Origin of the sequence: Vibrio sp. Isolate23 (assembly GCF_022398095.1) — a bacterium.
Taxonomy (GTDB): domain Bacteria; phylum Pseudomonadota; class Gammaproteobacteria; order Enterobacterales; family Vibrionaceae; genus Vibrio; species Vibrio coralliilyticus_A.
In genome coordinates this window covers 201,776-216,757 of record NZ_JAKEUV010000006.1, presented here as the reverse complement: position 1 = coordinate 216,757, position 14,982 = coordinate 201,776, and the positions used below count along the sequence as shown (strand labels likewise).

Here is a 14,982-nt window from a genome sequence, read left to right as displayed (position 1 = left end):
ACTCATATTTTCAGATAATGACATGTAAACATTGTTCAAGCCCCAAGCTATAACTTGGGGGTTGTGTATAAGAGGCAAATTACTCAGCTTCCATTTGAATGACATAATCCATGCGAAAGTGCCCGCTATCTTGACAAACTCCACGCGCTTTTATTGCCTTACCAGTAGCCTGAGATGCCAGAACAAGACTCAGCACCGCGTCTGCAGCAACGGCTTCGTTTTTATGTAAGAAGACATAAGCCGCTTTTTTACAACTCTCAGCCCCCCACCCATCGGCCACTTTAAAATAGTATGTACCATTAGTGGTGATATGGACTCGCTCTACTACATGTGGTTCTGTCCACTCTAAAGAATAAGCAACCGAACTCATTAGGGAACACACAATAAAAAATAATCGCTTCATTATATAGCCTTTAATAGTTGATTTATAAGTGGTTAACTATTTAATCTTAAATATAACCACCACTCGTAGATACAACTCAAATCACAACCAATATGAAAAAATGGTACTTTGGTTTAGTGAGTAAAATAAATTCCGTTAAGATCTGAGCTCTACTCTATGTACAACTCTTTAATCCGATACCATCCACCTTCACACCCTTCTATCACAATTTTTACCGTATCTTGCGTCGCTTTCGCTGAGAGTAATGCGGATTTAAAAATATTTTCCGATGTCCCTAACCCAGCCCATCCATTGCTGTTTGCGCACTGACCTGATGTTTTTGCATTCGGGATACCTTACTGAAGACTCACTGCAATCGTTCCATTAGGTTTAACAAAAACACCTTTTATAGTGCCAACATCCATTGAGGATCCAGCAAAAGTGGATGACGATATAAGCAAAAGAGCCAAAAGGCGTTTTTTCATAATTAATTCCTTATGTAATTTATAAAACGCTAATAAATAACCATATAATCAAGCTGACAATCGTTGGAGCCTTCAACAATACGGGCAAATACCTGTTTCTCTGATGAGTGAGCTGTGAGCAACATACTGTAAGTATTTTTAAAGTGAGGATGAGATTGTTTTAAAACGAAATAAACACCTTCTCCTAACTTACAATTAAGCTCACTGGGTACATCTCCAAACACTTTTCCTGGTGGTGGGAACTTAATACTTCCATCTCGGTGCAGGTAAATAGAGTCAATTTTTCCCACACAACCACTAGAACGACAACCTTCAAAAGGCGGCGTGCCCGCTAATGAGCTGTTAATACTGAAAAGTAAAGAGCAGAGTAAAAATAAAAATGTATAAATTTTCTTCATAGTTTCACCTTCTAGGCTAGTTTTATAAGCACTAGAAATATCAGTAAGACTTGATACTGCCCCCCTATTACGGTGTAATCTTAGATGTTAAACCTAAGTAAGATTTGGAATAGTATTTAAAACCCAAAATATCAATAATTATTATTCTCTACAGGCAATCGAATTATTAACTCCTAAAAATATAATAATAGAATAGATACAAAAAAAATAAAAATAAAACCTAAATTTTTGACTTCCAATCATATCCCCAGTAATAATCTGCTTCTTTAAGACTCTTACCAGTCTCATTAACATAAATCAAGACATCAATTTTATTATCCACAATTCTCTTATTAAACAAACCTTCTATTTCACTCTTATCACCAAAAACAATCATAATATTATCATCACTGACGTGGAAAATAGTTCTTAACTTACCATCAGAAACTATAAATTCATTTAGCAAAAGTTTAGGATATTTAAAGTACTGACTTTCATAAAATTCATCATAAGATTTAAAATTAAAATCAATCAAATCAAATCCATAACAATTAAGATAATCAGGTTCTTTTAAAATAAAGAAATCATCTGAATAAATATCATTAAATCGTTTAAAAAAATCCCCACCAAATGACACGCCCTCAATAAATATAAGTACTGAAAGGTTATTTCTATTTACCCATTCTTTGGGTATGTAGTTTTGATACGCTAAATCAATCACTGCACCACCTTCATTTTTTCTGAAGGTAAGAGCAACTAATTCCTGTAATTTTTCACACATTAATCTGATTCTTTTTTTTCATAACGAACTTTTTCTTGTTTTCCATCAGAGCTTTTTTTCGAAACTGTAGGAGGACCATTATAATCACCATCTCCCCGGCTCTTTTCTCTGTAAGTTACCATTTTCCCATCTTTTTTATCCTCAGCTATTTTCTGAACTCTACCATTTTTGCTAATGTCTTTTTCTGTTTCAGGTTTAGTAGCATCTCTAAAATCTCTATATGCATAATGGCAATGCCAATCGCACCTGTAGCAATACTAGCAGTTATACCTGTGGAATAACTGGTTAACTACACTTGTTACTTCTTCGACATGCAGGCTAATTATTTTTATTCTTCAACTCAGAATAAAAATAATCATCGGGTTCAATATCTGTTTCTTTAACTGAAATTAATAGCACCCCATCATCATCAATATATGAAAATCCTGAATAAGTCGATTTGTTAATGTTAGCCTTCATTAAAACTGTAATATTATCTAAACTTGCATTATCTAATTTTATTCGAACTTTCTCTCCTGAAAATCCCTCGCTAAACCTAGGGTTGAATTTTCCAATAAGAATCCTTAAAACAAAAGTAGCCAATCTAATTTTAGATGATGTATCTTTTAAATCATGCTCTAAGAGTTCAGGTATAGAATCAAAATTACTATTCACAGTAATCAAAACTCTTTTTTCCTCATCAATGTTAATTCTTTCGATACATAGGCTACTTTTTTTCTCAAGTTTACAACTAGGATAAAAGTCCATAACTCCTGATTTTTGTAAATCGACATCGTATGCAAATACACAAGAAGAGCCCAAAGCAAAGAAAGAGAAGAAAATACAAACTCTAAAAAAAGCATTAATCATAATCATAACTACCCAAATCCATATTACTACTAGTTTCCTTTGTACCAGCAGGCCTCACTGTAACATCAGTTTTTTCTACTTTCTCTACAACAACTTTTAGATCATGGTCTTTTTTATTTCCTGTAGAAAAGACATGTCCGGTCTTAGTATCAAGTAAACCTTCTTGGGTTGTTGTATTATAAGTTGTTTCACGAACCTCTTCACGAAGGTATTCTTCTCGATTAGAATAGTTGATACCTTGCCGAGCAGTTTCCACCGCAATTTTCTCCGGTATAGTTCTAGTAAAAAATTGCGCAGTATCAGCCAGTTTATTAGCAATATCATCAACAGAACCATCCATGGGTTTCTCTGTCACCTTTAGTACTTCTTTGACTCGATTAGATAACCGAACTATATCTACTCGCTGATATCTACCCGGAATACTATCTACGCGAGGTTTTACCTTACCTTCTCGATACTCATCGTGCTGCCAACTACCATCTTTCACTCTAACAGTATTCTCAACATTACTATCATTTTCTTTCCTATTAGGGAGCTGTGGTTCTGGAGCGAGCTTATCCTTTGCATCTACGCCTTTGTCTTCTCCATTTCTAGGACGTCTCTTTCCACCTGAACCACTTGAGTGTTCAATTCGATGAGAATGCTCATATATTTTATAGCCTGTAGGGTCTATAAACTTAATTGGGTTATTCCATACATAAGAATAACGATTGTAACTATTGGTCTCATACGGTGCCTGAATAATCGGATCCGGGCTAATAAATCGACCCAACTCTTGATCGTAGACTCGGCCATTCATATGAACTAGGTCAACTTCGGTAATTTCTTCATGTCCGGTATAACCGCGGTTAGTAATGGCGTTTTGTACCACATCCAACGGCCCGTTATCAGACCACGCGACTTTACGCTGCTTACCCCAAGTATCGTAACTGCTGCGCTCTACCACTAAACCGTAACCATCGGTGATCATATCGACCGAGTTCAAGGCATCGTAATGAAGGTAGCGAACTTGTTTGTCTTTAAGTTGCTTCTCACCATCGTCAGTTTGAGTATTCAGCGCAATCAACTTACCGTCGGCATAAATAAAGTGCTTGTGTTGAACAACTCCTGTATTGGTATCCTTCACTCGCTCATAGCTCTTGCCAAAGTAGAAGGTTTCGACACCGTCGCTGTTCTTCTTCAGGTAACGGTTATGGTTAGCATCATAGAAAAACTCGACGGTTTTACCGTTGCGGGTAATCTTGTTTGGCTTGTTAAATTCCGTCCATTCCAGCTCTCGTTCGTTGGTCGAGTTGCCATCTGCCCATGCGCGCAACATATTACCGTTATCGTCATATTGGTAATTCAGTCCATTGGCTTTTGTCACAGCATGTGGCCCTGCCTGCTGACCGCTGTAGTGGTAGTCTCCAATGTCGGATTTATGTATCAGATTACCCAGCTTGTCATACCGGTAATGGAACGGCCCCGCTAAGTCCGGATTGTTTACTCCGTGTTGCGCTTTATTAACTAGGCTGATGGTATTACTGGTAACGCGATCTAAACCATCGTACGTCCAAGTATCGGTAATGCCCAACTGCTCATCGTATCGGTAAGTCACATTATTGTGATTATCGTAGCGATACTGAATAAATCGCTTATGGCGACCAGTGTTTGTAATACCAGCAATACGTGGGTCAAACAATACATTCGCTACATGGGTAGTAATATAATTCGGGCGACCGGTATTGGCATCATGGCTGTAGGTGTTAACTAAACCATTACCCAGCGTTTCCGACAATGTATGATCGTACGCATCGGTTTCACGACGCTGCCAGTAGTAAAGGTAGGCTGGGTTATCTAATGATTCTTCCATTTTTGACTGAGTCAGAATCATATTAAGGTGATCAGCTTGGCTAGATTGCTGACTATTTGTGCAGTCCTCAGCAGAGGACTTTCTGATTTGGCTGCCACCTAGCTGATATGCATAGCCACAATACATATCACTTAAAGCTACAACCTTTTCCGATAAACTAATTAGCTGACTCGCCAACTCTGTATAAAACTTATATTGAGTATTCGCAATGACAGCAGCTTCAGATAGATCCTCAGCACTGAAAAGTAAATTTTCTCTAGTCTCACTGTCCGCCTGAGCAATATAGATATCATTACTACTCATCAGATCTTTCTGACCATTATTGTCATAATCAGCCAATAAGAAGTCATGTGAAGCATTCAAGCTTTGCGCATTAAACTCAGAAGCAGGCACCGTATGAACGGTCGCATTATAGTTGCGGATTCCCGGTTGGGTATTGGCTAAGGTGGTCGTTAGGCGATAAATCGCGCCTTCCAGCGTAATATCCAGTGGGATAGACACATCATCATGGAGTAATACCCAAGTTGCTGGACGTAAGTAACATTCGCCTTGGTCGTTACACCATTGCTTATAGCGATAGCCGTCACCCAACAAGGCTTGTGAGGAGGTATCCAAGCTGTGCACATTGACGGTTTTGCTGTTGTATTCAGCAGCCTTTCCGGCAAAGAAGCTTTCTTGTTTAGCATAACGTTCCGCTTTGACTAAGTACTCTGTTGCTTGTGCTTTTGCAGCGTCAAGTAGCTTTTCAATGTTTTCTCGGAAGCTGGCACTAGTAAAGGCTTTATCTGCATAGTTTCGCGGGCTGCGTACCCCAGCAACGTAGCCATAAGGGTTATAGACATATTCAACCGCTAGGCGATCGTTGCTGTTAATACTGCTCAATAACTTGGCCGCACCGGCAAGCGTGGTATCGATGCCGTTTGGTCGAACTTCCCTAGCAATACGCTCGAACTTATCGTAGAAGTAATGGGTACTGAACTTCTCGTCACCCACATAGACAGCCACTTCTTCAGTTAGACCAGCAGTGTTGTAGTAATAGTCCGTCTCACTGCCATTACCGGTAAAACCTGATAGGGTGCCAAGCGCGCCGCGTTCATCGTAACGCCAGGTAGACACGTTACTCCCTTCGGTCAGCTTCACTTTTCGGCCAAGACTATCGTACTCAATCGTGGTGATAGTACCCTTCGCATCGCGCTTGTAAACCAGTTCGCCCGCTGCGTTGTAGTTGTAACTCCACTGGCCCATATCTGGGTCATCCAATGAATTACGATGACCTAAATTGTCATAGCGGATATGAGTCTTGTTACCCGCGGAATCCGTGCTTGAATGTAATTTTCCATCCGGATAGTACTGATAGGTTTGGTAGGCACCATCTGGCTCATTTTTACGCAGTATATGACCCATGATATTGGTCAAAGTACTGTGTTCAAAACCTCGGGCATCAGTCACAGAAGTTAAGTAGCCTTGATAACGGGTGGTAAAGGTGGCTACACCACCGTTGCTTGCAGGCTCCGACTTAGTCAATTCACGGTTTAACTCGTCGTAGCTGAAAGTGACTATTGGCGCAGGCGATTTTTTGCTAAGGAACTGAGGTCGCGTCACGCTTACTTTACGGCCATTACGGTCCCAACGAGTATCCACTACCACAAGCTGGCCACTAAACCCTGTATGCAGTTTGCGGATTTCTCTTCCAGCGTAGTCAAAATGCGTCACTACTTTACCGCCAGTCGCAAGCGATGTCGTCACACAGCTTACGGTTTGCGACGTTCTATCTTTACATTCTCTACCCAAACCGTAGCTGGTGTGGTTGATATTGCTGGTACCCGGTAGGGTTTCTGTCAATACGCGGCTGAAAGCGTCATAGGTGTAACCTGTGGTACGGCCTTTTAGCGGACTCACAGACTGCTTAAGCCTTCCTTGAGCATCAAACTGAGTTGACGTGCGGTGACCCACAGCATTGGTGGAAGCTGTTGAGAATAAGCCTTGAGCATCAAACTGAGTGGTCGTCGTGCGTTTAGCCAAATCAGCGCCTTCTACACTTTGGCTGACAACATTGCCCCAATCATCATAGCTATATTGTGTGGTGATCGATTTCCCAGCCAAGGCAATATCACCACTTGACTCATAATCCGAACTGGTTGTTTTGTCTGAGATAAGGAAGCCATTACTACTGTAGTCATACTGGTTCGCGATGGTTCTCTTCAGGTTGGTGGTGTTATCAACAATGGTAGAGATAGAGCTGGCAACAGCGCCGATCTTCCAATAATTTTCACCCGTTTGGCCGACAGTCTGCACACGCGTCATAGACGATGTGGTGAACTCCATATTACCGTCACCATCATAGTCATTATACGAATAGCTTCCGCACGACTTAGCGTTTGAGTTGTTAAATTCGCTAGAGTTTGAGCTGGCAAGTTGGCCTTTGTAAACAGTTAAACCATCGAGGTCAACGCTGTAAGAACTGCTCTGGTATTTGAAATAACTATCGTAGCGCTCTAGAACGAGAGGAATATCAACATCACTGTGGATCAACACAATGTAGTCATTGGGCTTAAAGAACACTTCGCCGTTTTCACCACAATAGCGCCCCATACCCGCTTTATAAGTACGAAGCAGAGTGTCTAAATTGTTGACGTTACTAACGCTGGTAATGTCATAAATGTAATGGTTCTGATTAACACCCGTTGAGACGTATTGATATTGGGTGTTGCTGGTAAAGCTGCCCGCGCCTTCTAATTCACTGGATAATTCTGATTTTTCATTGATTAAGTTGCCAAAGCGATCTATTGAGCGAGTAATCACTTCCTGACGCTCAACTGCGCTGCTGCTCAAGCCGTACTTTTTCTTAACGACTTTATTAGCATAAAGCTGGTAGTACTTGGCTCCGTAACCTTGATTGGTCAACTTTTGATAGCTGTACGATGTTTCCGATACTTTCTTATTGTTTTTGAATACAGAGACAAGTTTTGGCTCACCCGCTTTTACCACATCCAGCTGTTCAAATATGGTTTCCGTGCGAGTGGTAACCTCTGCATTTTCTGTTTCGGTAATTTTTTCAAAACCAAGGAAGCCACCACCCAAATAGTGCGACTTCGCCCCTTCATACTGATAGCTGTATGAGGTGGATGCATAACCTCTAGGCTGTTTAACAACGCTAGAGACAAGGTAAGCGGTTGGGGTTGAGTTAACGTAAGGGAAACTGTAGTAACGCTTTTGTTTGTGGACGCTCTTATCAGTCGCGACTTTGTAATTAACGCGGTACTCAATCGCAAACTCTTCAATCTTGGATATTTTGTCTGTCGGGTATGCGCTGGACGTTAGCAAGTAGAGCTTGTCGTTATCATTACGAACAAAATCAACAATGCCATCGGAATTGTAATCAACCAATTGCTCAATTTTTGAAACGTTTGAACCAATGGTCTTACTGAAATTGATGTGACCGAAATTGTTTTTGTAGAAACGTCCGTTAATGTAGATTTCTGGATAGCCGTCAGCGTTGTAGTCGATGGCTTTGATTTTCTTTAGATCATCGCCATGCAAGCGCCCAGAAGTAAATCTGTGTACAAAACTATGACCATTAAATAGGTAGACGCGAATAGTGCGTTGATTACCACCTGCTGCTATCAAGTCTTTGTAACCATCGTTATTTACGTCTGCGAGAAAAGCTAAATCTGGCCGCCACTGACTTGTTTCACTACGGAACACATACTCTTTATAAGAGCGACTTGATAAATAGAAGACCAAATCACTCGTATACTTAACGTAGTAGTCATCTTTACCATCATTATCGATATCAGCAATACCAGATATAGGATAAGACGAGCCCTTTGGTGATGAGAAGAGCGTTTCTTTTCCATCTCCATTTAAATCGGCAGCGGACTGTTCTGATGTATATGTGGCTATTACCCCATTGTTGTTAGGCGAATAGGTTCTGAGTGGCTTCTTAACATCAAGGTAATGGTTGTATTTAGGTCGTTCGCGATCTGGTGGTCCAGACTCTCCGCACCATTCGCCTCTAACATAGTCATATTTTGTAGTCACTAAGTTTGGAGAATCCAAACTGCCTGAAAGAGCATAAGCAGCAATATTATTAACCGTCTCTCCCTTCAAACCTTTGGCAATTCCCGAAGGAGTCGAAGGCTTTATTCTGGTACAAATAGGGTTCTGAGCTTTTTGAGTCAATCCATATGCCTCAAAACGGCCATCTCGATTGCTATCAAAAAAGTTAACTTCTTGAAACCCTAATGAAGATGATTTTCGGCTATTGGAATGGCTATTATTCCAAGAGAAATTGATTTCTGTACTGCACTGGCCATTACTACAGTAATCTACCGTATTTAAAAGGCTTCGAGCGGTGATCCCAGAGTAAGTATATTTAAGGTTATAGCTTCCGACGGAGGCATTGCTGGCATCAAAAGTCTTGATAGTTTTTAAGCGTACATTTCGTTTTAACTGGCGACCAAACAGATATTGCGCGATTTGATCCGTTCTCGTTTCATATTCAAAGCTAACCTTACCGCCCACATAGCTAATATTTTCAATTCGATGCGTACCATTTCTATTGTCTTCACGGTAGCTGAACTGTACGTGGTTGTTTTTGCTGGTATCAGTGATCTTATTCAGTGACCATTTATAAACGTGCGACTGACCAGGCAATTCCGCTCGCGAATCGGACGTCGCACCATATTCATAAACCGAGCCGTCTTTGTACCAAACCTTGAAACTTTTAGGCCCATTTCCAGCACGGCCAAATGAGACGATCTTCGAGTAGCCGTTTGTTTCCAATCGATACTCAGTTAAGTTTTCGCCATCACGCCCAGAAACGGCAATCAAGCGTTTCCCATCAAGACAATAGCGATCATCCGCATTAAATCGAACCCCTCCCCAGCGACCATCTTTATTGAGGTTTTTACCACAACGAGAAATCGAAGAAAGCCCACCTAAGCTCCAACCCATACCGAGCATACCGTTAGGAGAGTCACTACGATATTCCAAACTCACAGAAGGTTGTAATCCTGCACGGCCCGGAGATACCGCTATGGGCAGTGAGTACGTTGCTTGACCACCAGACGCAGAAAAATCACCAGATAGCTCAATGCTTTTCCCTGCTTCTGAGGTTAAAGAAAGAGCGGGGTGTGAAAAGGCTACCGCCAGTAGTGAAACAACATACACCGCATAGGTATGAGTGAAACGATTCGATTTCATATAAGCCACTGCTGTTTATATTCTTAATTGGATTTCGCTTGTTACTCTGAAAGATCAGGTCGCGAATTGATTATTGACTGATGGATTGCAGCCTTTTTAGCCTCAGTTGCAGATTCTCAAGCTCTGCGGGGGGCTGATATTGTTCTTGGATATTGCTTTGTGAAAATTCCGCGAGATCTCCACGAAGGAGTGGGAGTTGCGCTTTCTCCACTTCAACTAGGCCATGGGCAATGGTTTGCTGAAGCTGAATCACCGGTGAAGGGAAATTGGCATCTTGACTCAATGTTATTTTTGGCAATGCATTACTACTCTTGTCACTCAGAGCAGGTACTTCATCCGTGATTGATTGAGGTGAAGGTTTGAAGAAAGTCGCATATAAGGCGCCAGCGATAGAAGCGAACAAAGCCACAACTAGGACATAGTGCTGTTTAGTCATATGAATTAAATCTCAGCCTTTAACGCGAAAACTAGGTGCGCCTACGCTTTTCGTCGTCGGACCAATGATAGACATTAAGTATAAATGAAAACTGATAATAATTAATACTTATATAAATTCAAAATATAATTTAATGGATATGAGATGAATCGCAATATAAATCAGTAAATAGCACTTTGGTTTCAGTTAGTTAAATAAGTAAAAACGAATATAAGAATCGGATAAGGGCAAGGAAAATTTGGTCGCTTAAGCCTCCATTAACTCAAGTCGTAATTGAAAATCCAAATACACTCTGATTCACACTTTCTTGCCTCTATAAAATTATCACTACACATTGATAAAACTTATAAATAAAATCCACTCTTCCTTAAGAGTTTGTCCTTAATTTCATATCAACCGAGAACAATAATGAAACTAAAACACATCGCAGTAGCGAGCCTTTCAGCGTTAGCTTTGAGCGCTTGCCAAACTACGAAGATAGAAGACTTACAACCAACAGCTAGCCAAAAAACTATTGATGTAGCAAAGGAACGGCTAAGCGAATACGAATGGTTAGAAGTCAGCGATAATGGCGTAATAAGTTATACGGAAGCATTAAGTGGCCAAGGAGGCAGATGGAAGACTTCACACGTCAAAGAGTTAGGCTATCGTTTAGCATGCGAAGAGCTACGTTGGTTTGTTGAAGCTGGAATGATCGTCCGTGTTTACTACCGCGGTTCAGGTGGCTACCTTGGTGACTATGATAAGGAACGATGTGAAACAGAAATTCCTTCTAATATATACGAATAAAAAAACCGCCACTGAATGTGGCGGTTTTTACTTGGTCTCTGTAAAAGAGTGGCTTATTTACGACGACGCCACAGTGCTAAGCCAAACAATGACATTAGCGCACCAAAACCGAACGAACCAGCCATGTTCAGTTCTAGGACTGCTGGATCGTGGTCAGAAGAGCGGAAATGATCGTTGTACTTCGGCAAATCACCTTTGTACTCATCGTTGTAATCAAATAGCGTCGATTCGCCGCCATTGATATGCCAGTCTGTCGCATCCACAAAGTGCTTCTTCAGACTTGGACTGATTAGCAGGTGGTCTAGCGCGCCCACTTCATCATTGTACGAGTAGCTCCAGCTATTTGGGTGCTTCATCGCAACGGCATTGATGTAGTTGTACCCTTCCGTAATCACCGCACCGTTGTCACCAAACTGCTCTGTGTCACCAATGAAGGTATTACGTGCCGCCTTGATCTGCTTGCCGTACTTCTCTTCACTGTAATCGGTCAGAACCAGCATCGGATCTTCCATTCCGTAAGAGTTCAAGTCACCAAGAATCACTTTATGACCTTTGATGTCTTTCAGCGCGTCGCCCAGTGCAACCGCTGCTGCAACACGGAAGTTTTCACAAGAACCTTGCTGGTCTGCATCGACACCGCCCTGACCACCTTGGTCAACAGGTGCTGCGTCTTCCCAACATTTAGAACCTTTCGATTTGAAGTGGTTAATCGCAACCGTGATCTTCTCATTGGTGCCTTTGATCTTGAACGTTGGCGCTAGAGAGTTACGCTGATAGTTCTTACCATCTTCGATCACTTTACCGTCGTCATCTAGCACTTCAGGCGCTTGCTGACTTGGCATCTCGATAACGCGTACTTCTTTTAGCTTCGCCACTTTAGAGCGGTAAATAACGCCTGTGGTGATGACGTCAGTACCAATTGAGTCGTTCTCATCCGTCACTTTATCGCCATTGCTGTCAACAGCAACGAAGTCGTAACGGTCTTTCTTCTTATCGATACGTTGGTTTAGCTGCTCAACAAGCTGACGAATAGCGCCACTATCACCAAAGCCATTGTTTTCGATTTCCATCAAACCAATGATATCAGCGTCAAGGCGTAGAATTGCGTTAACAATTTTCGCCTGCTGAACCTCGAACTCTTCATAACTGTTGGCACCACGGTTATCACCATGCTGGTTAGCGTCACCACCAAATGGGGAATTGAAGTAGTTGAGTACGTTGAATGTCGCTATACGCAGATCGCCTTCTTCCATATCGATGCCTTCAGTACGAGGATCGTTACGTACGAAGTTGTCGTTAGTTAGCGTGTTGGTGGCAATCAGACGGTAATCACCGTAGCTGTAGCTTAGGACACCTTCTAGGCCAACAATCGTATCGTCGATACGGATGTAATCTTCTGTTGAGCCATTCTGGTCCGCGTCAGTGCGGCCGAAATCTGGGTAGTAAGGAACCGTGCCATCCGCGGCCTTGGCATCAGACTCAATGAACAGGCGACGCTGTGCGTTTTCAGTGCTCTGCTGTTTCGCTTCGTCAGAACCTGCGGCAAAGTTCTGGTTAGGGTGCATGTTGATGCGGCCCTGAGCTACAACCATGTTATTACGACGCGCTGCGTAATCGTAACCAAAGGTGCGAGTCACACGCATATCCAACGCTTCAGTCGTCTTAACCAGCATGCCTTCATAGCGCTCTAGCGTCTGATCGAAGTTAGCGTCATCCGCCATCACTTCAATCGCCGTCGCCACTGGAGCAGATTGTTCGCCTTGCTTAACCCAGTTGTTGTTTTCCGCTTTTAGTTGCGTCAGGTTGTAGTTCTCTTGAACTTTACCTTTCACACAAACCACATCGCCAGGCTGAAGATCAGAGCTTGACTGGTTAGTGTGGACGAATAAACCTTCCGATGTTTTCGGGTTGTAGTCATCTTCCAGTGCTTGTAGATAGAAGCCCTTTGTTAGACCTGTAGTCACTGCACTAACCACACCTTTGACGAAGAAGTCTTCATCTGTGATGTATGGGTAGCCATTGATGAATGGAGACGTATCACCTTCACCTTGAATTTCTTGAATCGATGTAAAGACAGGTTCAGCACCATCTTGAGTACAAGCAAACGGCTCTGGTGTCTCACCGCCATCTAGTACACCTAGACCTTCGATGCTGTTTTTTGCCAGCGATGACCATTGAGAAGCGTCATAAGTAGAAGAAGGCGTCATCGCATCAACATTACGTACCAGAGTGACATCTTTTGCGAAATCTGAGCCGCCCATGTTACCCAAGATGTCATGTACGTTGCCGTCTTTCAGTAGCGCAATCGGATCATTACCGTTAAATCCGATCACTGAACCATTTAGGATGTCGCTTACTGCTTTGATTTCATCACTTGAACTTGTGTGTGCAACAACCAGAACGCTTTGTGCTTCCAGTACACGGCCACCTAGAGCCAGTTTGCTGCCCCACTCACCGCCGCCGTTGGTCGATTTCGCTAGCTCATAGCCATCCAGCGTCACTGCTGAATCACCAGTGTTGGCAATCTCAATAGCTTTATTGTTACTGCTACCTTCAACGTACTGAGAAATTACGATATCCGCCATTGCTGGAGCGGAGAGAGCACTTGCGACCACTGCTGCAAGTAAGGTTGGGGTTAGTTTTTGTTTCATTCTGTCCACCTTGCATCGCTTTCCGTGTTGTATAGGGTTGAGAAAGCGTGTTCCAAATCACCTTTTCTATTGAGAAAAGACTTATAAAGCACGACAAGTGTTTATCTTTTTCATGAAACTAAAAACAACATTCAGTGACAGTGAGATTTTGATCTCATAGATATGCTGAATATTTGAAGAGACTTCAAAGTTTAAACATAAGGTGAAACGTTTGTTGCACAAATGAGAATAGATCGCTGATTTAGTTTAGCTTTTGCTTATAAATAGAATTAAAGCTCTAGAGGCAAATACAAATAAAGGCGCTGTGACTGCGCCTTTATTTATCAGGTGTTCGCGAGGTTTTGTCCGTTAATTGAGGCGATTATTATCGTCTCCATCCTTACGTTCATATTCCCCTTCAAACGTATTACCGTCTTTAGGTTGGTGATTAAACGGGTCTTGATCAAAAGGGCCTTGTTGGAAGTTTCCAGAACCGAAGCCGCCTTGAAAACCACCACCGACAGACTGCACCGTCATCTTACTCATAAGGTATTTTGCCATCGCAGCGCGTGGTGCCGGTAATAGCACCAACATGCCAAGCGCATCGGTCATAAAGCCCGGTGTCAGCAGTAGTACCCCTGAGACGGCTAGCATCACGCCTTCAAGAATTTGCTGAGCAGGCAGCTCGCCTTGCTGCAAGCGGTTTTGCACTGACATCAAGGTCTGCAAACCTTGGCTGCGTACCAAAGACGCACCGGCAAACGCGGTGATCAGTACCAGTGCGATCGTCGGCCACAATCCTAAGTAACCGCCGACCGAAATAAACAGGCCTATTTCAATAATAGGAACGAAAATAAACATCAATAATAAGATAGGAAACACACGCCCTCCTTTGTTAAGCCCAGTGTAAGCCCAAAGCTAATTCAAGCTCAAATTAAAGCTGTAAAAAAGAGTGATAGAAATCCCAACAAACCACTACTACTTTGTAGTTATTAATACCCTGTTCATATCTTGCAAAAGTTTAACTAAACAAAAGCAAAAAAGGTGATCAAGCTACTATTTTTATCTGCTGGGTACAGTATTATGAGCCCCATAAGTCAGGACGGATTTTACAGCCAAAAATTCTGACGAAAGGATTCTTACACTGCAGAATGGCTAGCATTTTACTTTATCATCAGAATAATTATCTAAGGATC

11 protein-coding genes are annotated in these 14,982 nt (G+C 42.1%); 1 reads left to right on the top strand and 10 read right to left on the bottom strand.

Annotated elements, in window-relative coordinates; all coding sequences use genetic code 11:
- Positions 1-79: 79 nt before the first annotated feature.
- From L1D31_RS15815 to L1D31_RS15790, 8 genes are all read right to left on the bottom strand, one after another.
- Positions 80-403 carry a hypothetical protein gene (locus L1D31_RS15815; protein WP_239838054.1) on the bottom strand — a complete coding sequence of 108 codons (324 nt, stop codon included), beginning with the start codon at positions 401-403 and terminating at the stop codon, positions 80-82.
- A gap of 335 nt (positions 404-738) precedes the next feature.
- Complete coding sequence (locus tag L1D31_RS22610) at positions 739-867, bottom strand: hypothetical protein (protein WP_275666152.1); 129 nt, start codon at positions 865-867, stop codon at positions 739-741.
- Between the two features lie 29 nt (positions 868-896).
- Positions 897-1,265 (bottom strand): hypothetical protein, encoded by a 369-nt coding sequence (locus L1D31_RS15810; protein WP_239838053.1) that lies wholly within the window; start codon positions 1,263-1,265, stop codon positions 897-899.
- Positions 1,266-1,485: 220 nt separating this feature from the next.
- Entirely contained in the window at positions 1,486-2,025 is a 540-nt protein-coding gene (locus tag L1D31_RS15805; protein ID WP_239838052.1) for a hypothetical protein, read from the bottom strand.
- A complete protein-coding gene (locus L1D31_RS22605) occupies positions 2,025-2,147 on the bottom strand; it encodes a hypothetical protein (protein ID WP_275666151.1) in 123 nt (40 codons plus the stop codon). Before L1D31_RS22605 ends, L1D31_RS15805 begins: the two co-directional genes overlap by 1 nt.
- A gap of 196 nt (positions 2,148-2,343) precedes the next feature.
- Positions 2,344-2,880 carry a hypothetical protein gene (locus L1D31_RS15800; protein WP_239838051.1) on the bottom strand — a complete coding sequence of 179 codons (537 nt, stop codon included), beginning with the start codon at positions 2,878-2,880 and terminating at the stop codon, positions 2,344-2,346.
- Positions 2,867-9,931 carry an RHS repeat-associated core domain-containing protein gene (locus tag L1D31_RS15795; RefSeq protein ID WP_239838050.1) on the bottom strand — a complete coding sequence of 2,355 codons (7,065 nt, stop codon included), beginning with the start codon at positions 9,929-9,931 and terminating at the stop codon, positions 2,867-2,869. The genes L1D31_RS15800 and L1D31_RS15795 overlap by 14 nt, the downstream gene beginning before the upstream one ends.
- A 70-nt stretch (positions 9,932-10,001) precedes the next feature.
- Complete coding sequence (locus L1D31_RS15790; protein ID WP_239838049.1) at positions 10,002-10,367, bottom strand: hypothetical protein; 366 nt, start codon at positions 10,365-10,367, stop codon at positions 10,002-10,004.
- Positions 10,368-10,775: 408 nt separating this feature from the next.
- Here L1D31_RS15790 and L1D31_RS15785 point away from each other — a divergent pair, with 408 nt between their 5' ends.
- Positions 10,776-11,156, top strand: coding sequence for a hypothetical protein (locus L1D31_RS15785; RefSeq protein WP_239838048.1), 381 nt, complete (start codon positions 10,776-10,778; stop codon positions 11,154-11,156).
- Positions 11,157-11,209: 53 nt separating this feature from the next.
- On the opposite strand, the gene L1D31_RS15780 is transcribed toward L1D31_RS15785, so the two are convergent.
- On the bottom strand, positions 11,210-13,807 hold the full coding sequence (locus tag L1D31_RS15780) for an ExeM/NucH family extracellular endonuclease (protein ID WP_239838047.1): 2,598 nt from the start codon (positions 13,805-13,807) through the stop codon (positions 11,210-11,212).
- 348 nt (positions 13,808-14,155) lie between these two features.
- A complete protein-coding gene (locus L1D31_RS15775) occupies positions 14,156-14,668 on the bottom strand; it encodes an FxsA family protein (protein ID WP_239838046.1) in 513 nt (170 codons plus the stop codon).
- Positions 14,669-14,982 lie beyond the last annotated feature (314 nt).

Excerpts from the sequence above, each read along its gene's own strand:
- L1D31_RS15785 (WP_239838048.1), top strand. The coding sequence starts at position 10,776 with ATGAAACTAAAACACATCGCAGTAGCGAGCCTTTCAGCGTTAGCTTTG.
- L1D31_RS22610 (WP_275666152.1), bottom strand. The coding sequence starts at position 867 with ATGAAAAAACGCCTTTTGGCTCTTTTGCTTATATCGTCATCCACTTTT.
- L1D31_RS15800 (WP_239838051.1), bottom strand. The coding sequence starts at position 2,880 with ATGATTATGATTAATGCTTTTTTTAGAGTTTGTATTTTCTTCTCTTTC.
- L1D31_RS15805 (WP_239838052.1), bottom strand. The coding sequence starts at position 2,025 with ATGTGTGAAAAATTACAGGAATTAGTTGCTCTTACCTTCAGAAAAAAT.
- L1D31_RS22605 (WP_275666151.1), bottom strand. The coding sequence starts at position 2,147 with ATGGTAACTTACAGAGAAAAGAGCCGGGGAGATGGTGATTATAATGGT.
- L1D31_RS15780 (WP_239838047.1), bottom strand. The coding sequence starts at position 13,807 with ATGAAACAAAAACTAACCCCAACCTTACTTGCAGCAGTGGTCGCAAGT.
- L1D31_RS15810 (WP_239838053.1), bottom strand. The coding sequence starts at position 1,265 with ATGAAGAAAATTTATACATTTTTATTTTTACTCTGCTCTTTACTTTTC.
- L1D31_RS15795 (WP_239838050.1), bottom strand. The coding sequence starts at position 9,931 with ATGAAATCGAATCGTTTCACTCATACCTATGCGGTGTATGTTGTTTCA.
- L1D31_RS15815 (WP_239838054.1), bottom strand. The coding sequence starts at position 403 with ATGAAGCGATTATTTTTTATTGTGTGTTCCCTAATGAGTTCGGTTGCT.
- L1D31_RS15790 (WP_239838049.1), bottom strand. The coding sequence starts at position 10,367 with ATGACTAAACAGCACTATGTCCTAGTTGTGGCTTTGTTCGCTTCTATC.